This window comes from Mycobacterium sp. NTMscope_MAC_12, assembly GCF_976985675.1.
Genome location: NZ_CDRJYY010000001.1, coordinates 1092873 through 1119249, shown reverse-complemented (window position 1 = coordinate 1119249; position 26377 = coordinate 1092873). Strand labels below are relative to the sequence as shown.

Genomic DNA, 26377 nt, shown 5'->3' with positions numbered 1-26377 from the left:
TGCTACTCGTTCTATTTTGGCTATGTTAGCGTCAATAGCGAATCACGGTCACGGTCTCGTCCCGTACCCACCGCTGCCTCGAGGAGGCGCCCCGATGACGAAGAATGCCGACCATCGTTGTTATGACGAAGTGTTCATCGGAGGGCAGTGGCGCAAGCCCGCCGATCCGCATCAGCTCGATGTGATCTCGCCGCACTCCGAAGAGCCGGTCGGCCATGTCCAGGCGGCCGGGCCGGAGGACGTCGACGCCGCGGTCGTCGCCGCGCGGCGCGCCTTCGATCACGGACCGTGGCCGCAGATGAGTCATGCCGATCGGATGGCCAAAGTCGAACAGCTCGCCGCGATCTACGCCGGCCACAGCGACGAGATGGCCGACCTGATCACCGACGAGATGGGCTCGCCGCGCAGTTTCAGCCGGATGGGCCAGGGCGCGGCCGCCGCAACGCTGATCCACCTCGCGCTGGCCGCCGCCCGCGACTTTCCATGGACCGAACGCCGCCAGGGGGTGCTGGGCGAAGTGCACTTGCGCCGGGCCCCCGTCGGGGTGGTCGGGGCGATCGTGCCGTGGAACGTGCCGCAGTTCTTGATCATGCCCAAGCTGATCCCCGCCCTGATCGCGGGCTGCACCGTGATCGTCAAGCCCGCACCCGAAACGCCTTTGGACGCTTTGTGGTTGGCCGAGATGATCGAGCAGCTCGACCTGCCCGAAGGCGTGGTCTCCGTCCTGCCCGGCGGCACCGACGTGGGCGAGGCCCTCGTGCGCCACCCGGGCGTGGACAAGATCGCGTTCACCGGCTCCAGCGCCGTCGGGCGCCGGATCGCCGCCCTGTGCGGGGAACAGCTGAAGCGCGTGAGCCTGGAGCTGGGCGGCAAGTCGGCGGCGATCATTCTCGACGACGCCGACATCGACAAGACCGTGGCCGGATTGAAGAGCGCCGGCCTGATGAACAACGGTCAGGCGTGCGTCGCCCAGACCCGCATCCTGGTCAGCGACCGGAAGCACGACGAGGTCGTCGACGCGCTGGCCGGCATGATGTCAGCGCTCAATGTCGGCAACCCGGCCGACGAGGCAACGGACATCGGACCGCTTGTCGCCCAACGACAACAGCGCCGCGTCCAGGACTACATCCAGTCCGGCCGCAGCGAAGGCGCCCGCCTCGTCCTGGGTGGCGAACAGAGTCCGTCCGAGCGCGGCTGGTACGTGCAGCCGACGCTGTTCGCCGACGCCACCAACGACATGCGCATCGCCCGGGAGGAGATTTTCGGGCCGGTGCTGACGGTGCTGCGCTACCGCGACGAGGATGACGCGATCCGCATCGCCAACGAGACCGACTACGGTCTGGCCGGTTCGGTGTGGACATCCGACATCGGGCACGGCCTCGACGTCGCGGCCGCCGTCCGCACCGGGACCTACGGCATCAACATGTACACGCTCGACATCGGCGCGCCGTTCGGCGGATTCAAGCAATCCGGCATCGGGCGCGAGTTCGGCCCCGAGGGCCTGCACGAGTACGTCGAGCTGCAGACGCTGGTATGCAAAGGACAGCTGCCGCCCCTATGAGGTCTCCGGCCGCCAGCAGGGATCGCGGCCAAGGCGCGCCAGAAGCCTTGCCTGCGCGTCGGTCTCGTCGCGCAGCGTAATCGGTGCACCGAACATTCCGGACGTGCCCAAGTCCAGGGGATCCGTCGGTAGGCGGGCGCAAAACATCTCACACCACTCGGGGTCCAGTCTGGCGTCGGCCCCCACCGCACGCGCGAGGTCCCAGGTATGCACCAGGACATCGCGGGTCAGATTCGGGATCAGCGGGTAGGCATCGAGCCGTGTTGCCACGCCTGAGGTAAAAGCCTCCGTCAGCGAGTGGTAGGTCAGTTGCCACCGCCGCTGCGGATCTTCGTGCGGGCGTTCGGGTTTGAGTCCCAGCGGCCGCAAAAGAAGTACATCGTGAAAGCCGATGACGTGCTCGAGCACTCCTCGGGCATCCCAGGCATCGCAGGGGGTTTGACGGTCCCAATTGCCATTCGCCGAGGCGACCGCCGCACCGAACCGCCGACACACCGCCAAATGCAACTCGACCGCGTCATCCATCGCCGTGGGGTGGGGATACGGGCATCTGCAAGGTCAGCTCGACCGGGCAGCACAGCGCGCCGTGCTGATTGGTCACCTGGATCTCGACGTCGACCAGGCAGCGTGGCGGGTCCACCGAGGTGTCCCGCCGTTTGGCCACGGCCCGGCCGCGGCCCGTCATCGTGTCACCGGCGTACACCGACCCGGTCAGCCGCATGGAGCGACGCACCACCCGGCTGCGCGGTCCCGCCCACTCGGTCGCGACGCGGTCGGCGAAACCGGCGAGGTGCATCGTGTTGACGTAGATCGTCGGATTGCCCTGGGCCTGGGCGTAATCCGGATCGAAATGGCCGGGAAAGTAGTCCCACGTAGCCCCGGCGTTCTCCACCACGCGCTGGTAGCTGATGTGGTCAACCACTTCGGGCAGCTCGACCGGAACGGTGATCCGGTTCCAGTCCAGGCCGTCGGCGGTCACGAGGACGGTCCGGGGGTGAAACGGAACAGGGTGTTGCGGGAGGTGGCGACCACGGTGCCGTCCTGGCGGCGGTAGGTCTCCAGCGTCTCGACGAAATGACCGACGCCCAGCCTGGTCCGCTTTTCCGGCGACACCGATACCAGCTCGTCGACGACGGTCAGCACGTCGCCTTCGACGATGGGGTGGGGAAACTCAACGTCGTTGGCCGCGTTGATGAATGTGGTGCCCGGCAGCGGCACCCGCAAAGCGATCAATGAACCGGACCCTCTCCCTCCGGGCTGCCAGGGCGGCGCGATCAACCATCCCATCAGCAGAGCGGGCGGCGCGAGCAGCCCTCCCCACTGCTGACGAGCGAACTCGGAATCCCAATAGGACCGATTGCCGTCGCGGACCATCGCGGCGAACAATTGGATGCGCGCGGCGCTGACCGCCGTGGCCGCGGTGCGGGGTTCGCTTTTCGCGCCGACCATCCGCAGCGCATCTTCATAGGTGCCGAAGGCCAGCCGCTGGCTGAAATCCTGATCCACGTATCGATGCCGCTCACATCACGAGCGGGTGCCGGCTAGGGACCGAATCCCACTGCAACGTACGGGATGTGAAGTACCAGCCGCCGCGCTCGTAGACCAGAGTGTCGCGGAAGATTCCGGTGGCCCGCAGTGTGGTGTCCTCGAACATGGTCGCGAAAAGCATGGCGACACAATGCTGGTCGGCGTTGACCCCGTCGACGGTGATCTCGTGGTCGACCGTGATCAGCCGTTGCCCGTCGCCGCCGTCGAAGGCCGCGCGCAGATCGGTGAACGTCTCACCGTCACGGGTATAGCTGGCGCCGGAATGGCGGAAGGTGGCGATCCAGCGCTCGCGGTCGCCGCCCGAATAGGCCCGATTGTGCCGGGCATTCAGGTCCAGGATGGCGGCGCGGCCGGTGGCGGCGTGGAGCAGCTGCTGTTCCTGATAGGTCATGGTCATTTCGCTTCGCAGCCTCTCTCACAGTGATGGGCAACGTTACCGGGCAACGATATACCCCTCTTTCTCGCGATCCCATGCGTCCGGATTCACACCTTGGTTGCGCAAGAGGTCTTTGCGGATGCGCCCGACGATGTTCTTCGGCAGTTCGTCCACCACCTCGACGTATCGCGGCACGCAGAAGTACGGCATCCGGGCCGCGCAGAAGTCGAGCAACTCCGCGCATTCCAGCGTGGCCCCGGGACGCAACGTCACGACCAACAGGATGTCGTCTTCACCCAACTCGCTGGGGACACCGACGGCCGCGGCCTCGAAAACCGCCGGGTGGCGCATCACGACCGCCTCCACTTCGACCGAGGAGACGTTTTCGCCGCGCCTGCGCAACGAGTCTTTGACGCGGTCCACATATGTCAGGTTCTGATCGGCATCGAGTCGCCCAAGATCACCGGTGCGGAACCACTCCGGGTGCGGGTCTACCCGCAACCCCTCGCTCACATAGCCTTCGCTCATCACGTGCGCCCGCTTGGGCCGGCAGGCGATCTCCCCGACGGCGCCGGGCGGCAGCGGATCGCCGCGCTCGTCGATGATGCGTACGTCGAAATCGGGATTGGGCCGACCCGAGGTTCCGGGTACGCCCTCGTCGGCCACGGCCTTGAGGGCAATCGGGAATGCCTCGGTCAACCCGTACATCGTGACGATGCGGCAGCCGTAACGCTTTTCGATGTCGCGGTAGGAGGCAGCGTCGATGGGCGCGGCCGAGATGAACCGCAGCGGCAGCTGCGCATCACGGGCATCCGCGGGCAGGTTTTGCAGCATCGACACCATCGCGCCGGCTCCGGCGAAACCGATAGCGCCGTGGGCGCGTATCTCGTCCCACACCTCTGCGGGGTGAAAGGCTTTCGCCAACACCGTGGTTCCGCCGACCAGCATCGGCGCCAGCACGCTGGGCGCCGCGCTCAAATGGAACAGCGGCATCGCCGTCCACAACACCTCCCCCGCGCCGAACTCCCACGCCGACGCGACGGTCGCGGCCACCGAGAACAGGTAATGCCACGTCGTGGCAACCGCTTTCGAGGGCCCGGTCGTGCCCGATGTGTAAAACAGCACCCCCACGTCCGCCTCGCCCGCGGGACTGTCGCTCACGGGGTGAACGGGCGTGCTGAGCAACGCTTCGGTGAGCGAATCATCCAGCACCACAACGTCGGTCACCGCATCCAGGCGGCCGGCGACCTCGTCGACCCGGGGCGCCCGCTCGGCATCGGTGAGGATCACCTTGGCGCGCGACAATTCAAGCGTGTGCAGCAGAAAATCACCCTTGTTCGCGGCATTGACGGCCGCGCTGACCGCGCCGATGCGCGCCGCGCCCAGCCAGAAGTACACCCATTCCGGGCACGTGGCGGTGAACAACGCCACGCAGTCGCCGCGGCCGACACCCAAGCCGGACAAGATGTTTGCCGCCGCACGGGACCGTCGCCGCATCTGCTCGAAGGTCACGTCCACACCGGCGATCGACATCATCACCCGGTCGGGATGCTGCTCGGCCCGCCGATCCAGCACGGCCGGCACGGTGAAACCGTCGACACCGAAATCGGCGGGCCCAGGCATCAGGGTTTCGTCAGGCTTCCGACGCCGCCGGGTCGGGCTCACCGTCGGCGCTGTAGCCGAAATCGGACGGCGACGGTTGCGTTCCCGGATAGAAGCGGTGCGCCCAGCGGCGAAGGGCCGCGTAATCGTGCGCCTCTTCGGGAGCCAGATTCGGCTTCTCCAGATACTTCATGTTCTCCCAGGTGAAGAAGTCCTGCTTGATGACTTCTTGCTGAAGCGCGAGGAACCGGGCGGCGCGTCCGGTGGGCACGTCACCGGTGTCCCCCGGCTCACGAACGGAAGCCTGTGTGTAGAAGTAGTCCGTGTAGTCCTCGTCGACCGGCGTCTGGCCGGTGACCTGAACGGTGGCCACCAGCTCGCTGGGGAATCGCACCACACCCAGCCCCAGCGAGTAGTTGTCGTAGATGATCTTGGCGTCGACCGGTCCGTTCGGCGTCAGCCACGTCTGCGCCCGGCCCCCGCCGAAGTGGGCGTTGACCGTGGCGTGCAGGTGGTATCCGGCCACCTCGAACGACGCGGTAGTGGCCGGATTGGCGGCCTTGTGCACGTACTGAACGTGATACGGGTCTGCGGCGTTCTCGATGATCATCTGCGGGTGCACCTTGACCCGGTTGAGCATCTGGGTGTGCGGGTGCAGGGGGTAGTACTCGTTCGTCTCCAGCTCGGGCAGCACCGGCGGCTGCCAGTACGGCGCCCGCCCGTGCCGCTCGTGCCAGGCCAGGACGAAGCCGTACCACTCCATGCTCGGATAGGTCCGGATGCGGACATTGTTCTTGCAGCCGATCTTGCTGTAGGGAATCAGCGCGTTGCTGCCGTCGCCGCGCCATTGCCAACCGTGCCAAGGGCAGACGATGTGCTCGCCCTCCACGGTGCCGCCGACGGCGAGGTTGGCGCCGAGGTGCTGACAGTAGGCGTCCATCACGTGGACCTGGCCCGACTCGGTGCGGAAGAGCACCAGCTCCTCACCGAAGTAGTGCGCGCGCTTGACCTGACCGGGAGCCAGGTCGGAGCCGAACGCGACGATGAACCAGCCCGTCGGGAAACGGTAGGTCGACAGCGCGATGCCGGCCTGCCCGAACTCTCGTTCTGAGGGGTCCTCGGCCGACTCCGGGGCCGAGTCCGAAACTGTTCGCGTCACGAGCACTCCAGTTCGACGACTAGCTCTATTTTTACTATCTTAGGCATAGAACGTCAACGCGGCGCTCACCGGTTGTCGGTGCGTCGCCGCAGAACGGGGCTCGGCGATGACGGCTGCAGCGGTCGACCTGTCCGATCGGTCTTTGTGGTACAACGGCTTTCCCGACGACCTGTTCGCCGAGCTGCGACGCACCAGCCCACTCTTCCGGCACGACCTGACGCCGGGGGTGGCCCAGGCCGTGCACCGCGATTTCTGGATGGCGACCAAACACCGGCACGCGGTCCGCCTGCACCGTGACACCGAGTCGTTCACCGCGGCCGACGGCCCGCTCATCCAGCCGGTCGCCATGTTCTCGTCGTTCCCAACAATCATCACGTTGGACCCGCCGGACCTGAACAGGCGCCGCAAACTCATCTCCAACGCGTTCAATCCCCGCGCCATAGCCAAACTCGAGGAGGGAATCCGCGCGCGTGCCGCGCGGATGATCGACGACCTGCTGGCCGCGGGCGGCGGAGATTGGATCGAGGACGTCGCCGACGCGTTGCCGATGACGGTGATCGGCGACATCATCGGCATCCCGGACGAGCATCGGCCGCGAATCTTCGGCATCTTCGACCAGATCTTGAAAGCGCTTGCGCCCGAGGCACGCCCGAGCGGGCAGGTGGAACTCGATCTCTTTGCTTCGGTCTTCGGGTACGCGATGGAGCTCACCGCCGAAAAGCGCCGCAATCCCACCGACGACATCTGGAGCACCCTCGCGACCGCGGTGATCACCGGCGACGACGGCGAGCGATTCAGCCTGCCCGAGAACGAGCTCGAGTTCTTTTTCTTCGTGCTGGCGTTTGCCGGCAGCGACACCACCAAGAACGCGTTGGCCATCGGGCTGCAGGCGTTTATGCGCAATCCACAGCAGATCGAGCGGTATCGCGCGCAGGAAGCGTTGCGGCCGTGCGCGGTCGAGGAGGTGCTGCGCTGGGCGTCGCCGGTGGCGTATTGGACGCGCACCGCGAAGGTCGACGTCGAGATGGACGGCCAGCGCATCGCCAAGGGCGAACGCGTGGTGTCGATGCTGCGCTCGGCCAATCGCGACGAGGAAGTCTTCGATGCGCCGTTCGCCTTCGACATCGGCCGCCAGCCCAACCCGCACGTGGCGTTCGGGGGCGGCGGACCGCATCATTGCCTGGGCGCCATGCTGGCCCGCGCGGAACTGCGCGCGGTCTTCGACGAACTGCTGCTGCGCTGCGATGACATCGAAATCGGCCCGGCCAAGGCCGCGCATCCCAACCTGACCACCAACATGTCGATCTACGACGAGATGGCGATATCGCTGCGCGAGCGCCGCCGAGGCTGATTGCCCGACTCCTCACTCGCGCCGTTCCGGCGCTCGCCGTCGCCGGGCGAGGCTGATTGCCCGACTCCTCACTCGCGCCCTTCCGGCGCTCGCCGTCGCCGGGCGAGTCAGTCCTCGACCAGCCGCAGCGCGGCCTTCGGGCACTGATCCACCGCGGCGCGCACGTCGATTTCCAGCCGGGCCGGCACGGGGCCGTCCGCGATCTGCACCACGTCGGCGTCCCCCAACTCGAACACGTCCGGTGCAAGCGATTCGCAAAAGCCGTTGGCCTCGCACAGGTTCTCGTCGACCGTTACGCGCATCAGATGCCCTCCACTTCTCTTACAGACCCTTGGGGCGGGTCCCGATCACCCCGCTGGTCGCAAGGCGTGTCAGTTCTTCGTCGGTCAGCCCACACCGATCGCGCAGGATCTCTTCATTGTGCTCGCCCAGCTTGGGCGGCGGTCGCAGCAGCCATCGGTCCTGGCCGTCGAGCAGGGCGAACGGCGGGCACGGGTAAAGGCCGAGTCCGGTGCTGCGATGATGCAGCGCCTCGAAAAAGCCGCGCTCGCGCAACTGCGGATTGTCGGTGACCAGCGACGGCGACACCACGGGCGCGGCGGGAATTCCCGCGTCGGCCAAGCGTTCCACCGTCGATTCAAGGGTTTGGTGGACGAACCAGTCCGCCAGCCGGGCATCGACCTCGTCGGCTCGTTCGTGGCGCCCGGCAACGGTGGACAGGGCCTCGTCCTCGCACCACCCGGGACGATCCATCACGTCGACCAGCGCGTGCCACTGCGCATCGTCGCGGACGGTCACGGCGATCCAATCGTCGTTCTTGTCGCCGGAGCCGGCGCAGCGGTAGATGTTCTGGATCGCCGCGCCGTGTCCGCGGTTGCCCCGGCGGCTCAGCGTGACACCGAAGACCTCGGACTCGATCGCCTGGATCGCGGTGGCGTTGAGCACCGTTTCGAGCATCGGCAGCTCGACCAGCTGGCCCGACCCGGTGCCCTCAGCGAAGCTCAGCGCGGCGAGCACGGCGAACGCGGCGTGGACACCGGCCAGTGGGTCGCAGGCCCCGCGCGGGGCCACCGGCGGAGCCTCGGGCAGCCCGGTCACCCAGGCCAATCCGGCGATCTGTTCCATGGTGGGGGCGAAGCCGACCCGATCCCGCCACGGACCCTCGACACCGAATGCGGGCATCCGGGCGAACACGAGTTCGGGGTTGACGCCGAGCAGCACCTCGGCGGTGAGGCCGAAGTGCTCCATCACCCGCGGCGAGAAGTTCTCGATCACGACGTCGGCGCCGGCGACCAGTTCGGTGAACAGGCGACGGCCCTGCTCGGATCCCAAATCCAGTGTGACCGAACGCTTGTTGGTGTTCATCGCGTGGAACACCCAGCCGTACTCCCACCAGTCGTCCACGTCGGTGCGCATGCCGCCCGAGTAGCGGATGCCGTCGGGCCGCTGGATCGATTCGATCTTGACGACGTCGGCGCCGAACGCGGCCAGCAGGTGGGTCGCGGCCGGCCCGGCCCAGAACGCGGTCAGGTCGATGATGCGGACACCGGCCAGCGGTAACCCATCCAGCGCCGGTTCGGATTCGTATTCATCACGGCGCCAAGGCGATTCGCCATCGGCCTCACCGAGCCGGGGCGTGGCGCCCACGCGAGCCGGCGCGCAGGCCGACATCAGCCACGGTGGGCGGGGCTGGTGAAAACCGGCCGGGTTGTGGATGAAGGCCTCGCGCTGGCGCACGTATTCCAGGTCCCGGATGGTGGAGCCGTTGCCCAGCGCGGCGATCGGCAACCGGAACAGTTGTCCGAGCTCGACGATTTCCGCGACGGTCCGTTCGGCCAGCCAGGGATGGATCTGTTCGCGGATCAAGTCGCGGTATTGCCACCGGCCGATCTGAAACCGCAGTTGCTCGATCTCCTCCAGTTGCGGGCATTCCACCATCGCGGCGAAGTCGAGCCACTGCTGCCCGGTCACCATGGTGATCCCGACGTAGCCGTCCTTGGCGGGCTCGATCGACGGCACCTCGGTGGTGCGGCGGACCGGCGGGACGCGCAGCAGTTGCGAATGCAGCCATTCGCTGCTCTGCATCGTGGTGAGCGCTTCGAGCATGGACAGGTCGAGATGCTCGCCGGGCCCGCCGCGCTCGACGCGGCGGCGCACGGCCAACGCGCCGAACGCCGCGAACACACCGCCCATGTACTCGCCCAGATCGCCGCCGATGGAAATCGGGGGCCCGGCGGGATCGCCGCGGAAGCCGGGCGAGCCGGCCCACGCTTGCAAGGTGAACTCGCTGGCGGCGCGGTCCGCGTAGGGTCCGGCCCAGCCGAAATCGGAGATCGTGACGATGACGGCCCGCGGCGAATGTTCCAGCAGTTGCCGCGGGTCGATGCCCATCGCCGCGGCCTGCGCCGGGCCGGCGGTGACGACGACGACGTCGGCGGCGCCCAGCATGGCGCGCAGTCGCGACGAATCCGAGCCACCGGGGGCGAACGTCATGCTGCGCTTGCCGGCGTTGAGGTAGCTGAAAAAAGGCGCGGTGCCGTTTTCGGCGACCGGCGAGCCGCTGGCGGTATACCGCCGCAGCCAATCCCCTTGCGGCGGTTCGATTTTGTAGACCTGAGCGCCCGCGTCGAGCAGCAGCTTCCCGCAGTAGCTGCCCGCTATCCGGTCACTGATCTCGACGACACGCAAATCGTGTAGCGGTGTCGGCCGGCTTTCGGACCGCTCGCTCACTTGCACCCGCCCTTCCGATCGACGCGCGATCAGAGAAGCTATTTATATCATTACTGCTAAAATAGCTAAGCCAGCGAGTTGATTTGTTCGAGGATCGGATGACCGCCTTGGGAATTGGCCCCGACGCCCGGCGCCGGTTGTCGGCGCCGCGGATCGCCGAAATCGTAGCCGATGAGTTGCGCCGTCAGATCATCGACGGCGACCTCGCCGATGGCGATCTCCTGCCGCGGCAAGAGGTGCTCGTCGAACAGTTCAACGTGAGCTTGGTGTCGCTGCGTGAGGCCTTGCGGATCCTGGAAACCGAGGGCCTGGTGTCGGTGCGGCGCGGGAACCGTGGCGGCGCCGTCGTGCACGCCCCGGCGAAGACCAGCGCCGCCTACATGCTCGGCCTGTTGCTGCAGAGCGAGTCCGTCGAGGTGGCCGATCTCGGTATGGCGTTACAGGAACTCGAGCCCGCGTGCGCCGCGCTGGCCGCCCGCCGCCCGGACCGGGCCGAGACCCTGGTGCCCGAACTCACGCGGATCAACGAGTCGATGGCCGAACACCTCGAAGACGGCCGCCGGTTCACCGAAATCGGCCGTGAATTCCATGATCTCGTCGTCCGCGGCTGCGGCAACCACACGATCATCGCCGTCGTGGGCAGCCTGGAGACGCTGTGGACCAGTCACGAACGGCAGTGGGCCGACGAGAGCGCGTCGCGGGGCACCTACCCTTCGCTGGCTCAGCGCCGCGCGGTGCTCACCACCCACGTCAAGCTGACCGAGACGATCGCGGAGGGCAACGTCGACCGGGCCCGTCGTATCGCCGGGCGCCACCTTGCCGACACCCAGACCTACGTGCTGTCCGGTCAGCACGATCAACGCATCTATGCGCTGTCCCCGCAGGCCTTGTCGCGGTCGCGGGATATTCGGCAATCCTGAAGGGCGGCCTGCAACGGTCATGCGAACCGCATTGGTCACCGGCGGCAGCGGCGGGATCGGAAAAGGGTGCGCCCGCAAGCTGGTTGAGCGCGGCTACGACGTGGTGCTCTCGGCTCGCCGGGAAGGCCCGCTGCGCGCCGCGGCCGAGGAGATCGGTGCGCGTCATGTGGTGGCCGACGCCTCCGATCCGCTCGGATTCCCCACCGCGATAAGCGCATTGGGGGAAATCGACCTCGTTGTCCACGCGGCGGGAACGCTCGGCGGAACCTACGCGCGCAAGCAGACGTTCGAGCAGTGGCAGGCCATCATGTCGGCGAACCTGGATTCGTGCTTCGTGGTGACGTCCGCGGTGCTGCCCAGGATGAAGCCGGGCTCGCGGCTGGTGTTCATCTCGTCCTCGGCGGCACACGAGCCGATGCCGGCGCGCACCGCCTATTCCGCCTCAAAAGCCGGCATGAACGCGTTCGCGCGGGCCCTGGCGCTCGAAGTCGATCGCGACGGCATCAGCGTGCATGTCGTCACGCCGGGCCCGGTGGCCACCGAGATGCTGCAGGACGTTCCGTTCGAGATGTACGCGATCGCGGTCTCCGACGTCGCCGAAGCGGTCGTGTGGCTGGATACCGTTGACCCGTCGGTCGACTTGCCGGAGATCCGCCTGTCCGCGGTGGAGCGCGGCCCTTTCGCGCGACCGCCGGTCGTGCCCACCGAGGCCCGCCGCCGCGCGCAACGGGGTTGACGCCTACGGCGCCGGAAAGGGCTTGATCACCGATTCGCCGAACTCGTGCAGGGAGTCCGGTGCGGCGAAGTCGGCGAACCAGACATAGAACCGCTCGACCCCCTGGCCGGCCAGTCCGGTGAAGTGCCCGAACAGCTCGTCGGCAGCCCCGCAGATCAGTCCGGATCCCAGGTTGCCGAATCGGCGGGTGCTCACCTCGCGCACGGCATCGGGATCGGTTCCCGACCGAACAAAGCCCACCATCTGCTGGGTCGACAACCGGGCGGTTCCCGCGGCCCCGGCCAGTTTCGGCAGCTTGTCGAGCTGATGCGCCGGCAGATTCCACCAATCCGCGTATCTGCGAACGAGTTCCATCATCCGGGGACCGCTGCCACCCAGGACCAGCGGTATCGGGTGCGACCGTCGCGGCGCCTGCGGCGCCGACTCGCCCTCCCCCATCCCGTCGCCCCAGTACTGCCTGAGCAGCTTCAGGTGGCGGTCGAGTTGAGCGACCCGTGCTTTCGGATCCTGCTGGCCGACATCGAATCTGGCGAACTCCGCGGGCCACGACCCCGACCCCAGGCCGAGCTCGAATCGGCCGCCGGACGCCTCCGAGAGGGTGACGGCCTGTTTGGCGAGCACCGCGGGGTGGCGGAACGCGTCGCAGAGCACCAGATGACCGATCCGCAGCCGTTCGGTCTTGGCGGCCACCCAGGTGGCGATCCCCATTGCCTCCCAGATGCTTTCGTCGGGCAGCCCGGGCGCCTCGAGGTGATCGATGAACGCGATGCCGTCGAAACCACTGGCCTCGGCGTGGCGCGCCCGCTCCGCGATGTCGGCCGCCGACAACCGGACCTGCGGCAGGAACAGATACCACTCGACCATGCGCCACCTATGCGTGTGATTCGGTGCGATTGCACCGGCCGGGCTAGTTTATTATCTTTACTATGTTAGAGGTCTTATGGATGTAGGGCTGAACTCGGAACAGTTGTCGCTGCGCGACGCCGTACGCGACATATTACGTACGGAGTGCCCGCCTGAGGCCGCGCGTCAAGCGATCACCGATCCGGAGCGCTGGCGCGCCCTGTGGAAGACGGTCGTCGACCTCGGCTGGACCGAACTCGCCGCCCCCCAAGCAACCGACTACGGGCCGGTCGAGCTGGCCGTGGTGCTCGAGGAATGCGGTGCCGCGCTCGCGCCAATCCCGTTGCTGAGCAGCGTCGGTCTGGCCGCGGGCGTGCTGCGGGCCGCCGGCCTCGACTCCGTCCTGGCCGACATCGCCGGTGGCGCCGTGGCCACGTTGGCCGTCCACGCACCCGGGTCGCGACTGCCCGGCGCGCCGATGACACTGCGTGACGGGCGGATGCGCGGCCGCGCCGTCGCGGTCCCCCACCTGTCGCGCGCCGAGCTGGTCGTCACGCTCGCCCGCGACGACGCCGGTGACACCGTGGCGGCGGTCGTCCGTGGCGGCGACGGTGTCACCGTGGTGCCGGCGGCTGAACCCACCGACCCCGCCCAGCCATTGGCTGCGGTCGACATCGACGCCGTGCCCGCGGCCGCCGCGAGCGTCGACGTCGAATCGGCGCTGACGGCGCCGTGGGTGGCCTGCGCCGCCGACCTGGTCGGCGTGGCGAGCGCCGCGTTGCACCGCTCCGTCGAGCACGCGAAGTCGCGGCGCCAGTTCGGCCAACCGATCGGCGCATTCCAGGGAATCAAGCACGCGCTGGCCGACAACTACGTCGGCCTGGAACGCGCCCGCAGTCTCACCTATGCGGCCGCGGCGCGCCTTTCCGACCCGGCCGCGACGCCCGGCGATGCGTGGACCTCCGCCGCCCTCGCGAAAGCGGCGGCCGGTGACGCGGCCGCCGCGTGCGCGCGCACCGCGGTCCAGGTGCACGGCGCGCTCGGACAGACCTGGGAACACGACGTGCACCTCTATGTCAGGCGCGCTTGGCAGGGCGCCGCGCTGCTGGGCGACAGTCGCGCGCTCTATCACGAGGTGGGCCGCCGATTCTGCGGAGGCGCCGCGTGAGCCGCACCGGCGACGATGCAGCGGGGGCACCTCCCGCTTGCGGGGGACGCAGCGATGAGGAGGAGCGGTGCCGATGAGCATCGTCGTTGAGGAATTCGGTCGGTGGCTGACGGAGTTTCTGCCCGACGACTACTACGAGAAGTACCGGCAGTACCGGTGGGACCTGGGCCTGCGGCGCGACTACCAACGGGCCGCCTTCGAGGCCGGGTGGATCCAGCCGACCTGGCCTCGCGAGCACGGCGGCCGGTCCCTGGGCTTGCGCGACGCCATGGAGGTCCGGCTCGAGGCCGCGCTGCGCTCTGCGCCCAAACTGCCCAACATCGCCGGCCCCAACGTCGCCGCGCCCGGCATTCGTCAGTTCGGCACCGCCGCCCAGGTCGAGCGGCTGCTCGTTCCGCTGTTACGCGGTGACGAGTGGTGGGCGCTGGGCATGTCCGAACCCGAGGCCGGGTCCGATTTCGCCGGACTGCGCACCCGCGCCGAACGCTGTGGCCCTGATGGAGACGTGTTCCGGGTCAACGGTCACAAGATCTGGACCACCCAGGCCCACGAGTCGCGGTGGTGCACCCTGTATGCGCGCACGGATCCCGATGCGCCGAAACACCGCGGCATTTCGTGCCTCATTTTGGACCTGCACGCGCCCGGCGTCAGGATCGAGCCCATCCGCATGGCCTCGATCTCCGACGAAACATTCTGCGAGGTCTTCCTCGACGACGTCGAGGTGCCGGCCGACAATCTGCTGGGGCCGCTCAACGGCGGCTGGAATGTCGCCCTGTCGTCGCTGCAGCATGAACGCCAGATGATCTGGATCATGAACTGGGTCGAGATCAAACGCGGGCTCGACGCGGTTCGCTCCGGCACGGGCCTGGGCCGCGACGCCTACGCCGAGCTCGGCTCGCTGCTCGCCGACGCCGAAGCCTTGCGGGCCACCGGATATCGCGCGCTGGGCAACGAACTGGCCGGGCGGCCCAGCCCGGAAGCCGACACCATGAAGCTGCTCGGATCGCTTACGTTGCAGCGTGTTTGGGAACTGGGCGCGGCCACGGCGGGCCCGGAGTCGGCCGCCGACCCGGACCTGCTGTTCGAACGTCAGGACGCGCTGGCCGCGACCATCTACGGCGGCACGTCGGAGGTGCAGCGCAACATCATCGCCGAGCGGCTGCTCGGACTGCCGAAGGGATGACCACGATGGACTACGACCTCGGCGACGACGCCGGACAACTGCGAAGCCACCTGCGCGAGCTGGTAGCCAACCACATCCCCGCCGACTTCCTCGGCGCGTGCACCGAAAACCCGCAGGACCTCGCCACCACCGAGACGTTCTGCAAACTACTGGCCACCGAGGGACTGCTCGCGCTGGCGTGGCCGAAAGAGCATGGCGGCGGCGGTGGTTCGGTCTGGCAGCAGACGGTGCTGCGCGAGGAGATGTGGGCCCAACATGAGCCCCGCGGTCCGCAGTACATGGGGATCAACTGGGTCGGTCCGGCGCTGATGCGCTACGGGACCGAGGAACAGAAAGCCAAGCACCTGGCGGCCATCGCCGCCGGGGACGTCATCTGGTGCCAAGGCTTTTCGGAGCCCGAGGCCGGCACCGACCTGGTGTCGTTGCGCACCCGCGCCGTTCCCGACGGCGACGGTTGGCGCATCACCGGCCAGAAGGTGTGGACGTCCTATGCGCTGATGGCTTCTTGGTGCGTGCTGGCGGCGTGCACCGACCCAGACGCCCCAAAACACCAGCGGCTCACCCTGTTTCTGATCCCGATGGACCGCCCCGGTTTCACCGTCCGGCCGATCCCGTCGATGCTGGGGCCGCACCACCTCAACGAGATGTTCCTCGACGACGTGCAGGCGTTTCCCGGCGACGTGCTCGGTGAGGTCGGTGACGGGTGGCGGGTGATGCGCGAAGCGCTGGCCTTCGAGCGGGTGGGCATCGCCCGGTACGCGCGGTGCGAGTCGCTGCTCGAACGGATGCGCAGCCGGCTCGACGACGAATGGGACGAGCTGCCCGAGACGATTCGCACCCGGTGGGTGCGGGCGCTCGTCGACCTGCGCGTCGCCCGGCTGCTGGCCTATCGCGCCGTGTCACTGCAGGACGATCCGGCGGCGGGCGCGGCCGCCAGCGCCGCCCGCATCGTCACGACGACCCTCGATCAGCAGGTCGCCGAGCTGCTGTTCGACGTGCTGGGCCCCACGGCGCTGGACAGCGGCAGCTCCGCGCCACTGCACGGGGCGATCGAAGACCATTGGCGTTACGCACAGGCGGCCACCGTGGCATCGGGCACCATCGAAGTGCAGAAGATGCTGGTGGCACGGGACGTGTTGGGAGGAAGTCGATGAAAACCGATCTGCCACAAGACATCAGCGATTTCGCCGCGGTCGCGGGCAAGCGACTAACCCGATTGGGTGGACCGCCGGCCGCGCTGCGCGCCGAGGCCGACGACACCGTCCGCGACGCGGCGCGCGCCGCGTTGAACGAGGTGGGCGCGTTCGACCTCGACGTGCGCTCGGCCCCGGACGATCTGCTGGCTGCCGCGGTGCTGTGCCAGGCCGCCGGCGCCACAGTGCTGCCCTATCCACTGGTGGAGGAGCTGCTGTCGATCGACGGCGCGCGCCTGGCCCTGGTGAATCCGAAGGCCCCGCGCATCGACCACGGAGATCTGGCCGGCGACTGGATCGCCGCGGACCTGGACGGCAACCGGTACCGGCCGCAGCCGGCGGCGCGGACCGGCGCCAAGCTGGGGCCGTTCCTGGTTCCGGCCACCCTGGGCGCACCCGAGGGAAGCGTCGGAGCCGCCGACGTTAATCTTCATCTCGTGCTGGGATCATGGCGGATTCTGGGAGCGGTGCAGCAGTCGTTGCAGATTGTCACCGAACACGTGCGCGCCCGGATTCAGTTCGGCAAGCCGCTCGCGGACTTTCAGGCCGTCAGGTTTGCCGTCGCGGACGCCGCCGTCGCGGTGCGCGGGCTGCACGAACTCGCGAAATATACGATCTGCCGACCCGAATCGCTGCCGTCGCAGATCCATTCGGCCGACGCCCTGGTCCTTCGGCTCAAAGCCGCCGACACCGCGCGGCAGGTGATGCGCACGTCGCACCAGTTACTCGGAGCCCTGGGTTTCTGCGACGAGTCCGACGTCAGCGTGCTCGACCGGCACACCCAGCCGCTGATCCGGTTGCCGCTGGGCACCGAGGAACTCGCCCTGCGCCTGATCCCCAGCGTGTCGGACGGGTCGCTGGAGACGCTGTTCAGCGAGCCGGTATCCGCGTGAGCCGCCGCACGACGATTGAGGAGGAACGGCGCAGGTGAGTAGCGAACCCGTCGCGGCCGACGCGGCGGAAAACCCGTTCGCGGACGGAGTTCCGTTCGGAACCAAGCTGCAAGAGCTCGCCGAACAACGTCCGGACGATACCGGCGTCACGATCGTGGCGCTCGACGGCACCGCGCAAACGCTGACATTCGGTGAGCTCGACGCCCGCGCCAACCAGTGGGGCCGGGCCCTTGCCGCCAACGGCGCCGCGACCGGTTCCCTTGTCGCCCTTGCCATCCCGAACTCCGCGCATCTTGTGCTGGCGACGCTGGGGTGCTGGAAGAGCGGCGCGGTTCCGGTGCCCATGCACTGGGATCTTCCCGAGTGGGAGCGCGACCGGGTACGCGAGGTGATCGATCCCGTCGTCGTCGTCGACGAAAAGAGCCGCTGGGAACTCGACACCCGCGCGGCCGGCGAGTCCGACGGTCCCCTGCCGGTGGCGGTCTCCCCCACCGCCAACGGAATCTGCAGCAGCGGTTCCACCGGCGTGCCCAAGGTGATCCTGAACCTGGCGCCGTCGCTGTGGATCCCCCAGCAGGGCGAACCGTTCCTGTCGAACTGGACACCGGTTTCCCAGCCGCAGACGATCATGGTGCCCGCGCCGATGTATCACACCAACGGCTTCGCCACCTTCCTCATGCTGCTGGCGGGCGACCATCTGGTGATACTCGAAAAGTTCGACGCCGCATTGGCTCTCGACGTGATCGAGCGCTTCCGGATCACCAATTTCACCGCGACGCCCACCATGCTGGCGCGCATCGCGGCCCGGCCCGACGTCCGGGAGCGCGACCTGTCCAGCATCGTGTTCATCCTGCAGGGCGCCGCGGTGATGCCGCCGTCGCTGCTGCACACCTGGTTCGAACTGCTCAGCCCGGAGCAGATCGTGACGGCGTACGGCATGACCGAAAACCTGGGGCTCACCGCGCTGCGCGGCGACGAGTGGCTTGCCCACCCGGGCAGCGTGGGTCGCGGTTTCCGGGACACCGAGATCCGCATTCTGGACGCCGAGAAGCGGCCGCTGGGACCCGGCGAGGACGGGGACGTGTACCTGCGAGCGCCGATGAGCGCGGGGTACCGCTACCTGGGTGGGGCGCCCCCGCTTCCGTCGACGGAGGACGGCTTCCGCTCCGCCGGGGACATGGGCCACCTCGACGAGGACGGCTTTCTCTACATCGTGGACCGCCGCGTGGACATGATCGTCAGCGGCGGCGCCAATGTCTTTCCGGCCGAAGTCGAGTCGGCGCTCGCCGGCCACCCCGGAATCGCCGACGTCGTCGTGATCGGCCTTGCCGATCCGCAGTGGGGGCGCCGCGTGCACGCGGTGATCCAGCGCGCCGACGCCGACGGCGCCGAGCCCCTCACCGAACGGGACGTGATCGCGTACGCCAAGAGCCGCCTTGCCCCCTACAAGGCGCCCAAGACGGTCGAATTCGTCGACGCGATACCGCGCACCGCCGCGACGAAGGTCAACCGCTCGGCGATGATCGAGGCCCGCGGCGGCTGAGCGTCGGACCGTTGGTCGGCAACGGCAGTGGCGGGCACACCTGCGCATCCGGCCGGCATATTCGCCCGCGTCGAGAATTTCAATGACCGCAAAATCAAATGTGACGTCAACAAACGCACCGTGAAAATGGCGGTCGGCCCGGTCGATTTGCGTGCGGCGGGGCGGTGCACCGCCACCAGGGAGGACGGCGTCCGGTCTGGGCATCGCGGACACGCCACGAAGCGCGGTAACCTCATTCTCGGAGCGCAAGGATTGCGCCACGGAAGGGACCAGCGCCGATGACCGCCCCTAATGACGAAGCCGAAGTGACGCGCGGCGACCGCTTCATCAAGACCGCCGTCGCGATTCTGGGGGAAACGGGACGCACCGACTTCACCGTGCAGGAGGTCGTGGCACGCTCCAAGACTTCGCTGCGGGCCTTCTACCAACACTTCGCCAGCAAGGACGAACTGCTGCTGGCGCTGTTCGACCGAACCATCGCCCAATCGGTGCAGGCGTGGCGCGCCGAGACCGAGGGGCTGGACAGCACTTCGGCCTTGAAATTGCTGATCGACCGGCTCAGCCAGCAACCGGAATCGAGCACCCAGGACAGCCTGAATCGGGCGCTGACCCTGTACAACCAGCACCTGGCCGAGACCCGTCCCCGCGATTACGCCCGCGTGCTCTCACCGTTGCACCGGCTGATTCGCGACATCGTCGGGCAGGGCATCACCGAAGGGGTCTTCAACCCCGGATTGGACGTCGGCGCGTCGGCCGCCATCGTCATGCAGACGGTGATGGGCGCGCAGCGATTGCATTGGCTGGGTTCGGAATTGAACGGCGCACCCGTCGATACCGGCCACCTCTACGACTTCTGCAGCCGCGCCCTCGGCATCCGCGAAACCGACGAAGAGTCGACGGTCCCGTCGCTGGCCGAGCTGTTCGCTCAGATCGGCATGCGCCCGGGAAGCCACAACGGTGAATTCGCCATGACCATGCCGGTCAGCCCGCAGGTGGTCAACACGTCCGGCGCCCTGCAGGGGGGCCTGATCGCGACGCTGGTGGACGTGGCGGGCGGGCAATTCGGGCTGGAGTATTTGGAGCCCGGCACCACGATGACGACCTCGGATCTGTTTGTCCGCTACCTGCGACCCGTCCGGCAGGGCGCGGCGTTCGCGGTGCCCAAGGTGTTGCGATCCGGACGGCGGGCGATGGTGATGCAGGTGGACATCTTCGGGGACGGCGACGACGAACTGCTCGCCACCGCCACCGTGAACTTCGCCATCATCAACGGCACAACGCCGACCATCGGGCCGCAGGCGGACGGGTAGGCGCGGGTATACCTCGTTGCCCAGGAGTGGTAACGTCGTTACCGGGCAGTGAGAATTCAGAATCTTTGCAAGGAGATCGCCATGCCGTCTCGCGAGCTTCCCTTCCCCGTTTTCGACGCGGACAATCACATGTACGAGCCGCAGGAAGCGCTGACCAAGTTCCTGCCGGACAAACGCAAGAACGTCATCGACTACGTCCAGGTCCGCGGCCGCACCAAGATCGTTGTGCGCGGCCACATCAGCGAATACATCCCGAACCCGACGTTCGAAGTGGTGGCCCGCCCGGGCGCCCAGGAGGACTACTTCCGCCACGGCTCGCAGGGCAAGAGCTACCGCGAAATCCTCGGCGAGCCAATGAAAGCCATCCCTGCCTTCCGCGAACCGGGCGCACGCCTGGAGGTCATGGACGAACTCGGCATCGACTTCGCGCTGATGTTCCCGACACTGGCCAGCCTCGTCGAGGAGCGCATGAAGGACGACCCGGAGATGACCCATGACGTCATCCACGCGCTCAACGAGTGGATGTACGAGCAGTGGTCGTTCAACTACCAGGACCGCATCTTCGCCACCCCGGTGATCACCCTGCCGATCGTCGACCGCGCGCTCGAGGAATTGCAGTGGTGCCTGGAGCGCGGCGCCCGCACCGTCCTGGTGCGTCCGGCGCCGGTGCCCGGCTACCGCGGCAGCCGGTCGTTCGGGCTCGAAGAGTTCGATCCGTTCTGGCAGGCCTGCGTGCGCGCCGAGATCCCCGTTTCGATGCACGCTTCGGATAGCGGCTACTCCGAGTTGCTCAACATCTGGGAGCCGGGCGACGAGTTCCTGCCGTTCAAGCCGACCGCCTTCCGCAGCCTGGCCATGGGCCATCGCCCGATCGAGGACGCGTTTGGCGCCCTGATCTGCCATGGCGCGCTGACCCGCAACCCTGACCTGCGGATACTGTCGATCGAGAATGGCGCCGACTGGGTGCCGACCCTGTTCCGGGGCCTCAAGGGCGTCTACAAGAAGATGCCGCAAGCGTTCGCCGAGGACCCGATCGAGACGTTCAAGCGGTGCGTGTACGTCAGCCCGTTCTGGGAGGACCGGTTCACCGAGATCGTCAACATGGTGGGCACGGACCGGGTGGTCTTCGGATCGGACTGGCCGCACCCCGAGGGCTTGAAAGACCCGATCACCTTCGTCGACGAGCTGGCCGACTTCAGCGACGAGGACAAGGCAAAGATCATGGGCGGCAACCTGATGAAGCTGATGAAGGTTTCCGCGCCGGCTTCAAAAAAGCCCGTCTCGGCCTGATCGGGTGCCCGGCGCCGTCCGGTAGGTCGGCCGAAATATTTTGTGCGCCTGTAGTTTTGGGTGACCCATCGCGAACTCGCTCGCCCGGCAACGCGTAACCGGCCTTCCGGAATGCACCTGCGGACACGGCGCGACGAATTCGCATGACGCTGCCGATGACGCACTCGGGCAAGCCCTTTCCGCACGCGCGCACCCGCGTCGACGGCTATCGCGATTTGCGGCGACGTCAATTTTGCCTGTCGCCGGATTCGGCGATATAACACTCCGGTATCAAACCGTTGCGGTATGCAACTAATACCATTGCTAATCTGAACACCTACGTGCGCTGAATAAGTCAACTCATTTGACCCGGTTTACGACTCTGATTGCCCGCAGGCCCGTCGAAACTGCGAGGAGGAACGGCCAGATGGTGGCCGAAAAGGACTGGGACAGAACCGTTGGTGCGGCCGACGATGTACGGCGCGTCTTCGAGCATGTCCCCATGCTGTTGGTCGGGCTCGAGGGGCCCGACCACCGATTCGTCGCGGTCAACGCGGCTTACCGCATCCTCAGTCCTCCCCTCGACTCGATCGGCCTGCTGGCCCGCGACGTCTATCCCGAGCTTGTGAGCCAGGAAATCATCCAGATGTTCGACCGGGTGTACCAGACGGGCGAGCCGCAGTCAGGAACAGAGTGGCGGGTCCAAGCCGACTTCGAAGGCGCGGGCCGAGCGCAGGAACACTTCTTCGACTTCATCGTCTCGCCGCGCCACGCCCAGGACGGCACGATCGAGGGCGTGCAGCTCGCGTTCACCGACGTCACGGACCGGGTGCAAATGCGGATGGCGGCCGAAGCGCGCCTCGAGGAGCTGTCCGAGCGGTACCGCAACGTCCGCGATTCCGCCACCGTCATGCAGCAGGCGTTGCTGGCGCCGTCGGTGCCCGTCATTCCCGGCGCGGACGTGACCGCGCAGTATCTCGTCGCCACGGAAGACACCGCGGCCGGTGGCGACTGGTTCGATGCGATTCCCCTGGGGGACAGGCTGGTTCTCGTCGTCGGTGACGTCGTCGGCCATGGTGTCGAAGCGGCCGCGGTGATGTCGCAACTGCGGACCGCACTGCGGATGCAGGTCGTTGCGGGATATCCGATCGCCGAGGCGCTCGAGGCCGTCGACCGATTCCGCAAGCACGTGCCCGGGTCGAACACGGCCACGATTTGCGTCGGAGCGCTCGACTTCGGCACCGGCGAATTCCGGTACTGCACCGTTGGTCACCCACCACCGCTGCTGGTGACGTCGGACGCGACCTCGCGCTATCTCGAGCCCTCCGGCGCGGGCCCGCTCGGCAGCGGCACCGGCTTTCCGGTCCGCACCGAATTCCTTGACGTGGGCGACTCGATCCTGCTGTACACCGACGGCCTGATCGAGCGACCCGGCCGGCCACTGGGCGCCAGCACCGCCGAATTCGCCGAGCTGGCCGCGAATATCGCCGGAGGGCAACGCGGCTTTGTCATCGCATCATCGGAGCGACCGGTCGACCGAATCTGTTCGGAGACACTGGAATTACTGCTGCGGTCGACCGGCTACAGCGACGACGTGACGCTCCTTGCGGCGCAGCGCCGCACACCGCCCGCGCCGCTGAACATGACGCTGGACGCCACGCTGCAGACCGCCCGCACGGTACGCAATCGGCTGCGGCAGTGGCTGTCGGAGATCGGCGCCGACGCGGACGACATCTCCGATGTCGTGCACGCGATTTCGGAGTTCGTCGAGAACGCGGTCGAGCACGGGTACGCCACCGAGGTCTCCGACGGCGTCGTCGTCGAAGCGACGCTGTCCGGCGATGGCGATCTGCACGTCTCGGTGATCGACCGCGGACGGTGGAAGGATCACCGCGAAGGCGAGACCGGCCGCGGCCGCGGCCTCGCCATGGCCGAAGCCTTGGTGTCACACGCGCACGTCAGTCACGGCCCCGATGGAACGACCGCCAGTGTGAGGCACCACCTGTCGCGGCCGGCGGACTTCGTCACGGACTCGCTGATCAGCCGCGCGGCCGGTCGTCGGGCACACGACTCCGAGTTCGTCTCCGCGGTCACCGAACCGGGCCGCATCGTGGTCAGCGGCGACGTCGATTCCAACACCGCGTCCACCCTGGACCGTCAGATCGCGGTCGAAAGCCGTTCCGGCGTCGCACCGTTGACCATCGATCTCAGCGCCGTCACCCACCTCGGATCGGCGGGCGTCAGCGCTCTCGCCGCCGCGCGGGAGCGGGCGCAACGACAGGGCAGCGAGTACGTGCTGGTGGCCCCGCCAGGAACCCCTGCGCACCACGTCTTGTCACTGGTGCAGATCCCGGTGGTCAGCGGTCTCGCCGAGAACGTCGTGGCCGAAGGCTAAGACCGCTCGGATCGCTCGCCGTGCCGCACCTGGTTGAACGGCACCCCGCGATCGGCGGCATATTCACGGGGGAAGCCCAGCACCCGCTCGCCGATCACGTTGCGGGCCATTTCCGTTGTGCCGCCGCCGATCGCGACCGTCTGCCGGGACAAGTAACGCAACCCCGCCTCCAGGCCGGCGCCCTGCTCCCCCACCACGCCGGCGCTTCCCACGATCTCCAACGCGGTGTCGACATCCGTGGTCACGGTCTCGGAGTGAAACAATCTGATGAGCGTTCCGGCCGCCGGCGGCAGGACGCCGTCCCTGACACTGCGGTACACATGGCCGATCAACTGCTCGGCGACGGCACGGTGCACCAGGACGCGGCCGGCCTTCTCGCGCACGCGTTGGTCGTCGGCTTGTCCGGTCTTCTCCACGAGGCTCACGTAATCGACCGGGATCGCGTTGCCGCCCTCGCTGCCGCCACCGCTGGCGAACTCCGAGCCCTGCCCCACCGCCCGCCGTTCGTGATACAGCTGCCGCGAGGCCACCGCCCAGCCGCCGTTGACCTCCCCGACAACGGCGTCGTCCCCAACGTCGACTCCGTCGAGGAACTCCTCGCAGAATTCGGTGGAACCACTCAGCATGGTGATGTGCCGCAACGTGATTCCCGGATGAGCGATGGGCACCAGGAACATGGTCAGGCCTTCGTGCTTGGGCACATCCCAATTCGTGCGGGCCAGGCACAGGCCGTAATCGGCGGCGAACGCGCTCGTGCTCCAGGTCTTGGCGCCGTTGATGATCCAACGGTCGCCGTCGCGTTCGGCCCGGGTGAGCACGCCGGCCAGATCCGATCCGCCGCTGGGTTCGCTCAACAATTGCACCAGCACCTCTTCGCCGCGCAGCGCCGCGGCGATGTGCTGCTTCTTCTGGTCTTCGCTGCCGGTGTCAAGCAGCGTCGCACAGCAGATGGTGAACGTCGGGGTGTTGAGGATCAAGGGCATTTCGTAGTCCAGGGTTTCGGCGTCGAATGCCTGCTGGTATTCGTAGTCCAGCCCCAGCCCGCCGTACTCGCGGGGAAAACAGATGCCGGCGAAACCGCCGTCGTACAAGCGCTTTTGCAGCTCTCGCGCCCGCAGCCACGCCCGTGCATCGTCACGCGGGGCCGGTGGCGGGGAGTCGCGGTCGATGGCGGGCATGTTGTCGGCCAGCCATGCCCTGGCCCGGGCGGCGAACTCTGCGACGGATTCGGTCTGCGTCATCTGTCCGAACGACCCGCCTTTTCGAACTCGTACACCCGCAGGTTATGTTCCTCCGGCGTCCCAAACATGCCGCGGTACAACGCAACCCGGCGAAGATACAGGTGCAGGTCATGCTCCCAGGTGACGCCGATGCCGCCGTGCATCTGCACGCAGGCCTGGACGATCTGGCCGGCCATCTCCCCCACGTAGGACTTCGCGATGCTGGCCGACAAACCCGCTTGCGGCGCGCGGGCGGCCACGTCGTCCACCGCCGCCCACGTGGTGGCCCGGCAGGCCTCCAGCCACAGCTTCATATCGGCGAACTTGTGTTTGAGGGCCTGATACGACGCCAGCGGCCGGCCGAATGTGTGCCGGTCCAGCGCCCACTGGGTGGTGAAGTCGAACACCGTCTGCAGGACGCCGACCACCTCGGCGCATTGCAACACCTGGGCTATCTGGCTTTGTCGATCGACCAGCGCGGCCGTCTCGTCGGCGGTGCCGACCGCCGCGGACCGTGGTACGACGACACCGTCGAAACGCACGCGCGCGTATTGCTTGACCAGGTCCACCGACTGCTGGGGCTCGATGCTGACGCCGGACGCGTCCGTCGGGACCAGAAACTGGCGAATCTCAGCGGCATTCGCCCCGCTGCGCGCCACCACCAGCAGCGCCGCGCTCTGGGCGCCCGCCTCGACGCGGTCCTTGATGCCGTCGATGCGGTAGCCGGCGTCGGTCTCGGTGGCCGTCACCGAGGGATCGAGCGGCGCCCACCCCTGGCCGGGCTCACAAACCGCCCACGACGCCACCGTTTCACCCGCTATCAGCGCCTCGATGGCGTCGCTGTGCGCGGCCGAGTTCGTGCAGTCGGCGAGCGCCGACAGGACGGTGCTGACCGGATACAGCGGCCCGGGCGCCACCGTCTTTCCGAGTTGCTCGGCGACCGTCGCCAGGTCGGCAAACCCGCTCTCCGACACGCTTCCCCCGCCCAGCTCCTCCGGGACGAGCAGCCCCGCCCAGCCGAGCTCCGCGGCGCGCCGCCACCACGCGGGGTCAAACGACGCGCCCTCGGCGTGTAGCTCCCGCACCCGACGCAGCGGCGCCTCCTTTTCGAGAAAGGCTTGGGTGGTCGAGGTGAAAAGGATCTTTTCGGGAGAGTCGATGGTGGTCATGGCGCCGAGGGGATCCTTCTTGACATTCGATCGCTGCGGGTGCAACGGAAACGGTTTGGGTATTTGATCATCCGCCCGATCGGTCCTCGGTTGGCTGGCGATTCCGATGTTAGCAACGGGCGATACGGTAAGAGATACCGGAGTTCGGTCGGTAAAAACCGTGCCGAACGTGCGCCTCGGGGAATCGCGGAAACCGCCCGGGTCTACC

Annotated in this window: 23 protein-coding genes; 12 read left to right on the top strand and 11 right to left on the bottom strand. The window is 67.5% G+C overall.

The window, feature by feature from the left end:
- The first annotated feature begins 94 nt into the window (after positions 1 to 94).
- Positions 95 to 1561: an aldehyde dehydrogenase gene (locus tag AC0KS4_RS05360; protein WP_238957485.1), complete on the top strand. Its 1467-nt coding sequence runs from the start codon at positions 95 to 97 to the stop codon at positions 1559 to 1561.
- Here AC0KS4_RS05360 and AC0KS4_RS05355 read toward each other — a convergent pair.
- Genes AC0KS4_RS05355 through AC0KS4_RS05330 form a run of 6 tightly spaced genes read right to left on the bottom strand, consistent with a single transcriptional unit; the run spans position 1556 to position 6246 of the window.
- Entirely contained in the window at positions 1556 to 2086 is a 531-nt protein-coding gene (locus tag AC0KS4_RS05355; RefSeq protein WP_225326601.1) for a maleylpyruvate isomerase family mycothiol-dependent enzyme, read from the bottom strand. The genes AC0KS4_RS05360 and AC0KS4_RS05355 overlap by 6 nt on opposite strands.
- Complete coding sequence (locus AC0KS4_RS05350) at positions 2079 to 2540, bottom strand: MaoC/PaaZ C-terminal domain-containing protein (RefSeq protein WP_225326602.1); 462 nt, start codon at positions 2538 to 2540, stop codon at positions 2079 to 2081. The genes AC0KS4_RS05355 and AC0KS4_RS05350 overlap by 8 nt, the downstream gene beginning before the upstream one ends.
- On the bottom strand, positions 2537 to 3067 hold the full coding sequence (locus AC0KS4_RS05345) for an FAS1-like dehydratase domain-containing protein (protein ID WP_225326603.1): 531 nt from the start codon (positions 3065 to 3067) through the stop codon (positions 2537 to 2539). The genes AC0KS4_RS05350 and AC0KS4_RS05345 overlap by 4 nt, the downstream gene beginning before the upstream one ends.
- Before the next feature lie 13 nt (positions 3068 to 3080).
- The gene (locus tag AC0KS4_RS05340; protein WP_238957484.1) at positions 3081 to 3506 is read right to left on the bottom strand and encodes a nuclear transport factor 2 family protein; all 426 of its coding nucleotides are present in this window, start codon (positions 3504 to 3506) and stop codon (positions 3081 to 3083) included.
- Positions 3507 to 3542: 36 nt separating this feature from the next.
- A complete protein-coding gene (locus AC0KS4_RS05335) occupies positions 3543 to 5108 on the bottom strand; it encodes an AMP-binding protein (RefSeq protein ID WP_238957483.1) in 1566 nt (521 codons plus the stop codon).
- 10 nt (positions 5109 to 5118) lie between these two features.
- The gene (locus AC0KS4_RS05330) at positions 5119 to 6246 is read right to left on the bottom strand and encodes an aromatic ring-hydroxylating oxygenase subunit alpha (RefSeq protein ID WP_238957482.1); all 1128 of its coding nucleotides are present in this window, start codon (positions 6244 to 6246) and stop codon (positions 5119 to 5121) included.
- Between the two features lie 106 nt (positions 6247 to 6352).
- On the opposite strand from AC0KS4_RS05330, the gene AC0KS4_RS05325 reads away from it, so the two are divergent.
- The gene (locus tag AC0KS4_RS05325) at positions 6353 to 7597 is read left to right on the top strand and encodes a cytochrome P450 (RefSeq protein ID WP_238957481.1); all 1245 of its coding nucleotides are present in this window, start codon (positions 6353 to 6355) and stop codon (positions 7595 to 7597) included.
- A 107-nt stretch (positions 7598 to 7704) separates the two neighbouring features.
- On the opposite strand, the gene AC0KS4_RS05320 is transcribed toward AC0KS4_RS05325, so the two are convergent.
- Positions 7705 to 7899: a ferredoxin gene (locus AC0KS4_RS05320; protein WP_009957531.1), complete on the bottom strand. Its 195-nt coding sequence runs from the start codon at positions 7897 to 7899 to the stop codon at positions 7705 to 7707.
- A gap of 19 nt (positions 7900 to 7918) precedes the next feature.
- Positions 7919 to 10333 (bottom strand): CaiB/BaiF CoA-transferase family protein, encoded by a 2415-nt coding sequence (locus AC0KS4_RS05315; protein WP_238957480.1) that lies wholly within the window; start codon positions 10331 to 10333, stop codon positions 7919 to 7921.
- Between the two features lie 92 nt (positions 10334 to 10425).
- Between AC0KS4_RS05315 and AC0KS4_RS05310 the strand changes: the two genes are divergently transcribed.
- Both AC0KS4_RS05310 and AC0KS4_RS05305 read left to right on the top strand, forming a co-directional pair.
- The gene (locus AC0KS4_RS05310; RefSeq protein WP_225326609.1) at positions 10426 to 11247 is read left to right on the top strand and encodes a FadR/GntR family transcriptional regulator; all 822 of its coding nucleotides are present in this window, start codon (positions 10426 to 10428) and stop codon (positions 11245 to 11247) included.
- 19 nt (positions 11248 to 11266) lie between these two features.
- The gene (locus tag AC0KS4_RS05305; protein WP_225326610.1) at positions 11267 to 11983 is read left to right on the top strand and encodes an SDR family oxidoreductase; all 717 of its coding nucleotides are present in this window, start codon (positions 11267 to 11269) and stop codon (positions 11981 to 11983) included.
- Positions 11984 to 11986: 3 nt separating this feature from the next.
- Here AC0KS4_RS05305 and AC0KS4_RS05300 read toward each other — a convergent pair whose 3' ends face one another.
- Positions 11987 to 12847 (bottom strand): LLM class flavin-dependent oxidoreductase, encoded by an 861-nt coding sequence (locus tag AC0KS4_RS05300; protein ID WP_225326611.1) that lies wholly within the window; start codon positions 12845 to 12847, stop codon positions 11987 to 11989.
- Between the two features lie 76 nt (positions 12848 to 12923).
- Here AC0KS4_RS05300 and AC0KS4_RS05295 point away from each other — a divergent pair, with 76 nt between their 5' ends.
- From AC0KS4_RS05295 to AC0KS4_RS05260, 8 genes are all read left to right on the top strand, one after another.
- Positions 12924 to 13994, top strand: coding sequence for an acyl-CoA dehydrogenase family protein (locus AC0KS4_RS05295; protein ID WP_225326612.1), 1071 nt, complete (start codon positions 12924 to 12926; stop codon positions 13992 to 13994).
- 73 nt (positions 13995 to 14067) lie between these two features.
- Positions 14068 to 15177 carry an acyl-CoA dehydrogenase family protein gene (locus AC0KS4_RS05290; RefSeq protein ID WP_238957479.1) on the top strand — a complete coding sequence of 370 codons (1110 nt, stop codon included), beginning with the start codon at positions 14068 to 14070 and terminating at the stop codon, positions 15175 to 15177.
- Positions 15174 to 16331, top strand: coding sequence for an acyl-CoA dehydrogenase family protein (locus tag AC0KS4_RS05285; RefSeq protein WP_238957478.1), 1158 nt, complete (start codon positions 15174 to 15176; stop codon positions 16329 to 16331). The genes AC0KS4_RS05290 and AC0KS4_RS05285 overlap by 4 nt, the downstream gene beginning before the upstream one ends.
- Complete coding sequence (locus tag AC0KS4_RS05280) at positions 16328 to 17263, top strand: acyl-CoA dehydrogenase family protein (RefSeq protein WP_225326615.1); 936 nt, start codon at positions 16328 to 16330, stop codon at positions 17261 to 17263. The genes AC0KS4_RS05285 and AC0KS4_RS05280 overlap by 4 nt, the downstream gene beginning before the upstream one ends.
- Before the next feature lie 34 nt (positions 17264 to 17297).
- Positions 17298 to 18806: a class I adenylate-forming enzyme family protein gene (locus AC0KS4_RS05275; protein WP_238957477.1), complete on the top strand. Its 1509-nt coding sequence runs from the start codon at positions 17298 to 17300 to the stop codon at positions 18804 to 18806.
- A 278-nt stretch (positions 18807 to 19084) separates the two neighbouring features.
- A complete protein-coding gene (locus tag AC0KS4_RS05270) occupies positions 19085 to 20116 on the top strand; it encodes a hotdog fold thioesterase (protein WP_238957476.1) in 1032 nt (343 codons plus the stop codon).
- An 81-nt stretch (positions 20117 to 20197) separates the two neighbouring features.
- Positions 20198 to 21406 carry an amidohydrolase family protein gene (locus AC0KS4_RS05265; protein ID WP_225326618.1) on the top strand — a complete coding sequence of 403 codons (1209 nt, stop codon included), beginning with the start codon at positions 20198 to 20200 and terminating at the stop codon, positions 21404 to 21406.
- 406 nt (positions 21407 to 21812) lie between these two features.
- Positions 21813 to 23780 (top strand): SpoIIE family protein phosphatase, encoded by a 1968-nt coding sequence (locus AC0KS4_RS05260; protein ID WP_225326619.1) that lies wholly within the window; start codon positions 21813 to 21815, stop codon positions 23778 to 23780.
- On the opposite strand, the gene AC0KS4_RS05255 is transcribed toward AC0KS4_RS05260, so the two are convergent.
- Both AC0KS4_RS05255 and AC0KS4_RS05250 read right to left on the bottom strand, forming a co-directional pair.
- Positions 23777 to 25021, bottom strand: coding sequence for an acyl-CoA dehydrogenase family protein (locus AC0KS4_RS05255; RefSeq protein ID WP_238957475.1), 1245 nt, complete (start codon positions 25019 to 25021; stop codon positions 23777 to 23779). The two genes, AC0KS4_RS05260 and AC0KS4_RS05255, sit on opposite strands and share 4 nt — an antisense overlap.
- On the bottom strand, positions 25018 to 26169 hold the full coding sequence (locus tag AC0KS4_RS05250) for an acyl-CoA dehydrogenase family protein (RefSeq protein WP_225326621.1): 1152 nt from the start codon (positions 26167 to 26169) through the stop codon (positions 25018 to 25020). The genes AC0KS4_RS05255 and AC0KS4_RS05250 overlap by 4 nt, the downstream gene beginning before the upstream one ends.
- Positions 26170 to 26377: the final 208 nt, after the last annotated feature.

Excerpts from the sequence above, each read along its gene's own strand:
- AC0KS4_RS05360 (WP_238957485.1), top strand. The coding sequence starts at position 95 with ATGACGAAGAATGCCGACCATCGTTGTTATGACGAAGTGTTCATCGGA.
- AC0KS4_RS05355 (WP_225326601.1), bottom strand. The coding sequence starts at position 2,086 with ATGGATGACGCGGTCGAGTTGCATTTGGCGGTGTGTCGGCGGTTCGGT.
- AC0KS4_RS05340 (WP_238957484.1), bottom strand. The coding sequence starts at position 3,506 with ATGACCATGACCTATCAGGAACAGCAGCTGCTCCACGCCGCCACCGGC.
- AC0KS4_RS05335 (WP_238957483.1), bottom strand. The coding sequence starts at position 5,108 with ATGCCTGGGCCCGCCGATTTCGGTGTCGACGGTTTCACCGTGCCGGCC.
- AC0KS4_RS05325 (WP_238957481.1), top strand. The coding sequence starts at position 6,353 with ATGACGGCTGCAGCGGTCGACCTGTCCGATCGGTCTTTGTGGTACAAC.
- AC0KS4_RS05320 (WP_009957531.1), bottom strand. The coding sequence starts at position 7,899 with ATGCGCGTAACGGTCGACGAGAACCTGTGCGAGGCCAACGGCTTTTGC.
- AC0KS4_RS05310 (WP_225326609.1), top strand. The coding sequence starts at position 10,426 with ATGACCGCCTTGGGAATTGGCCCCGACGCCCGGCGCCGGTTGTCGGCG.
- AC0KS4_RS05305 (WP_225326610.1), top strand. The coding sequence starts at position 11,267 with ATGCGAACCGCATTGGTCACCGGCGGCAGCGGCGGGATCGGAAAAGGG.
- AC0KS4_RS05300 (WP_225326611.1), bottom strand. The coding sequence starts at position 12,847 with ATGGTCGAGTGGTATCTGTTCCTGCCGCAGGTCCGGTTGTCGGCGGCC.
- AC0KS4_RS05295 (WP_225326612.1), top strand. The coding sequence starts at position 12,924 with ATGGATGTAGGGCTGAACTCGGAACAGTTGTCGCTGCGCGACGCCGTA.
- AC0KS4_RS05290 (WP_238957479.1), top strand. The coding sequence starts at position 14,068 with ATGAGCATCGTCGTTGAGGAATTCGGTCGGTGGCTGACGGAGTTTCTG.
- AC0KS4_RS05285 (WP_238957478.1), top strand. The coding sequence starts at position 15,174 with ATGACCACGATGGACTACGACCTCGGCGACGACGCCGGACAACTGCGA.
- AC0KS4_RS05280 (WP_225326615.1), top strand. The coding sequence starts at position 16,328 with ATGAAAACCGATCTGCCACAAGACATCAGCGATTTCGCCGCGGTCGCG.
- AC0KS4_RS05270 (WP_238957476.1), top strand. The coding sequence starts at position 19,085 with ATGACCGCCCCTAATGACGAAGCCGAAGTGACGCGCGGCGACCGCTTC.
- AC0KS4_RS05265 (WP_225326618.1), top strand. The coding sequence starts at position 20,198 with ATGCCGTCTCGCGAGCTTCCCTTCCCCGTTTTCGACGCGGACAATCAC.
- AC0KS4_RS05260 (WP_225326619.1), top strand. The coding sequence starts at position 21,813 with ATGGTGGCCGAAAAGGACTGGGACAGAACCGTTGGTGCGGCCGACGAT.
- AC0KS4_RS05255 (WP_238957475.1), bottom strand. The coding sequence starts at position 25,021 with ATGACGCAGACCGAATCCGTCGCAGAGTTCGCCGCCCGGGCCAGGGCA.
- AC0KS4_RS05250 (WP_225326621.1), bottom strand. The coding sequence starts at position 26,169 with ATGACCACCATCGACTCTCCCGAAAAGATCCTTTTCACCTCGACCACC.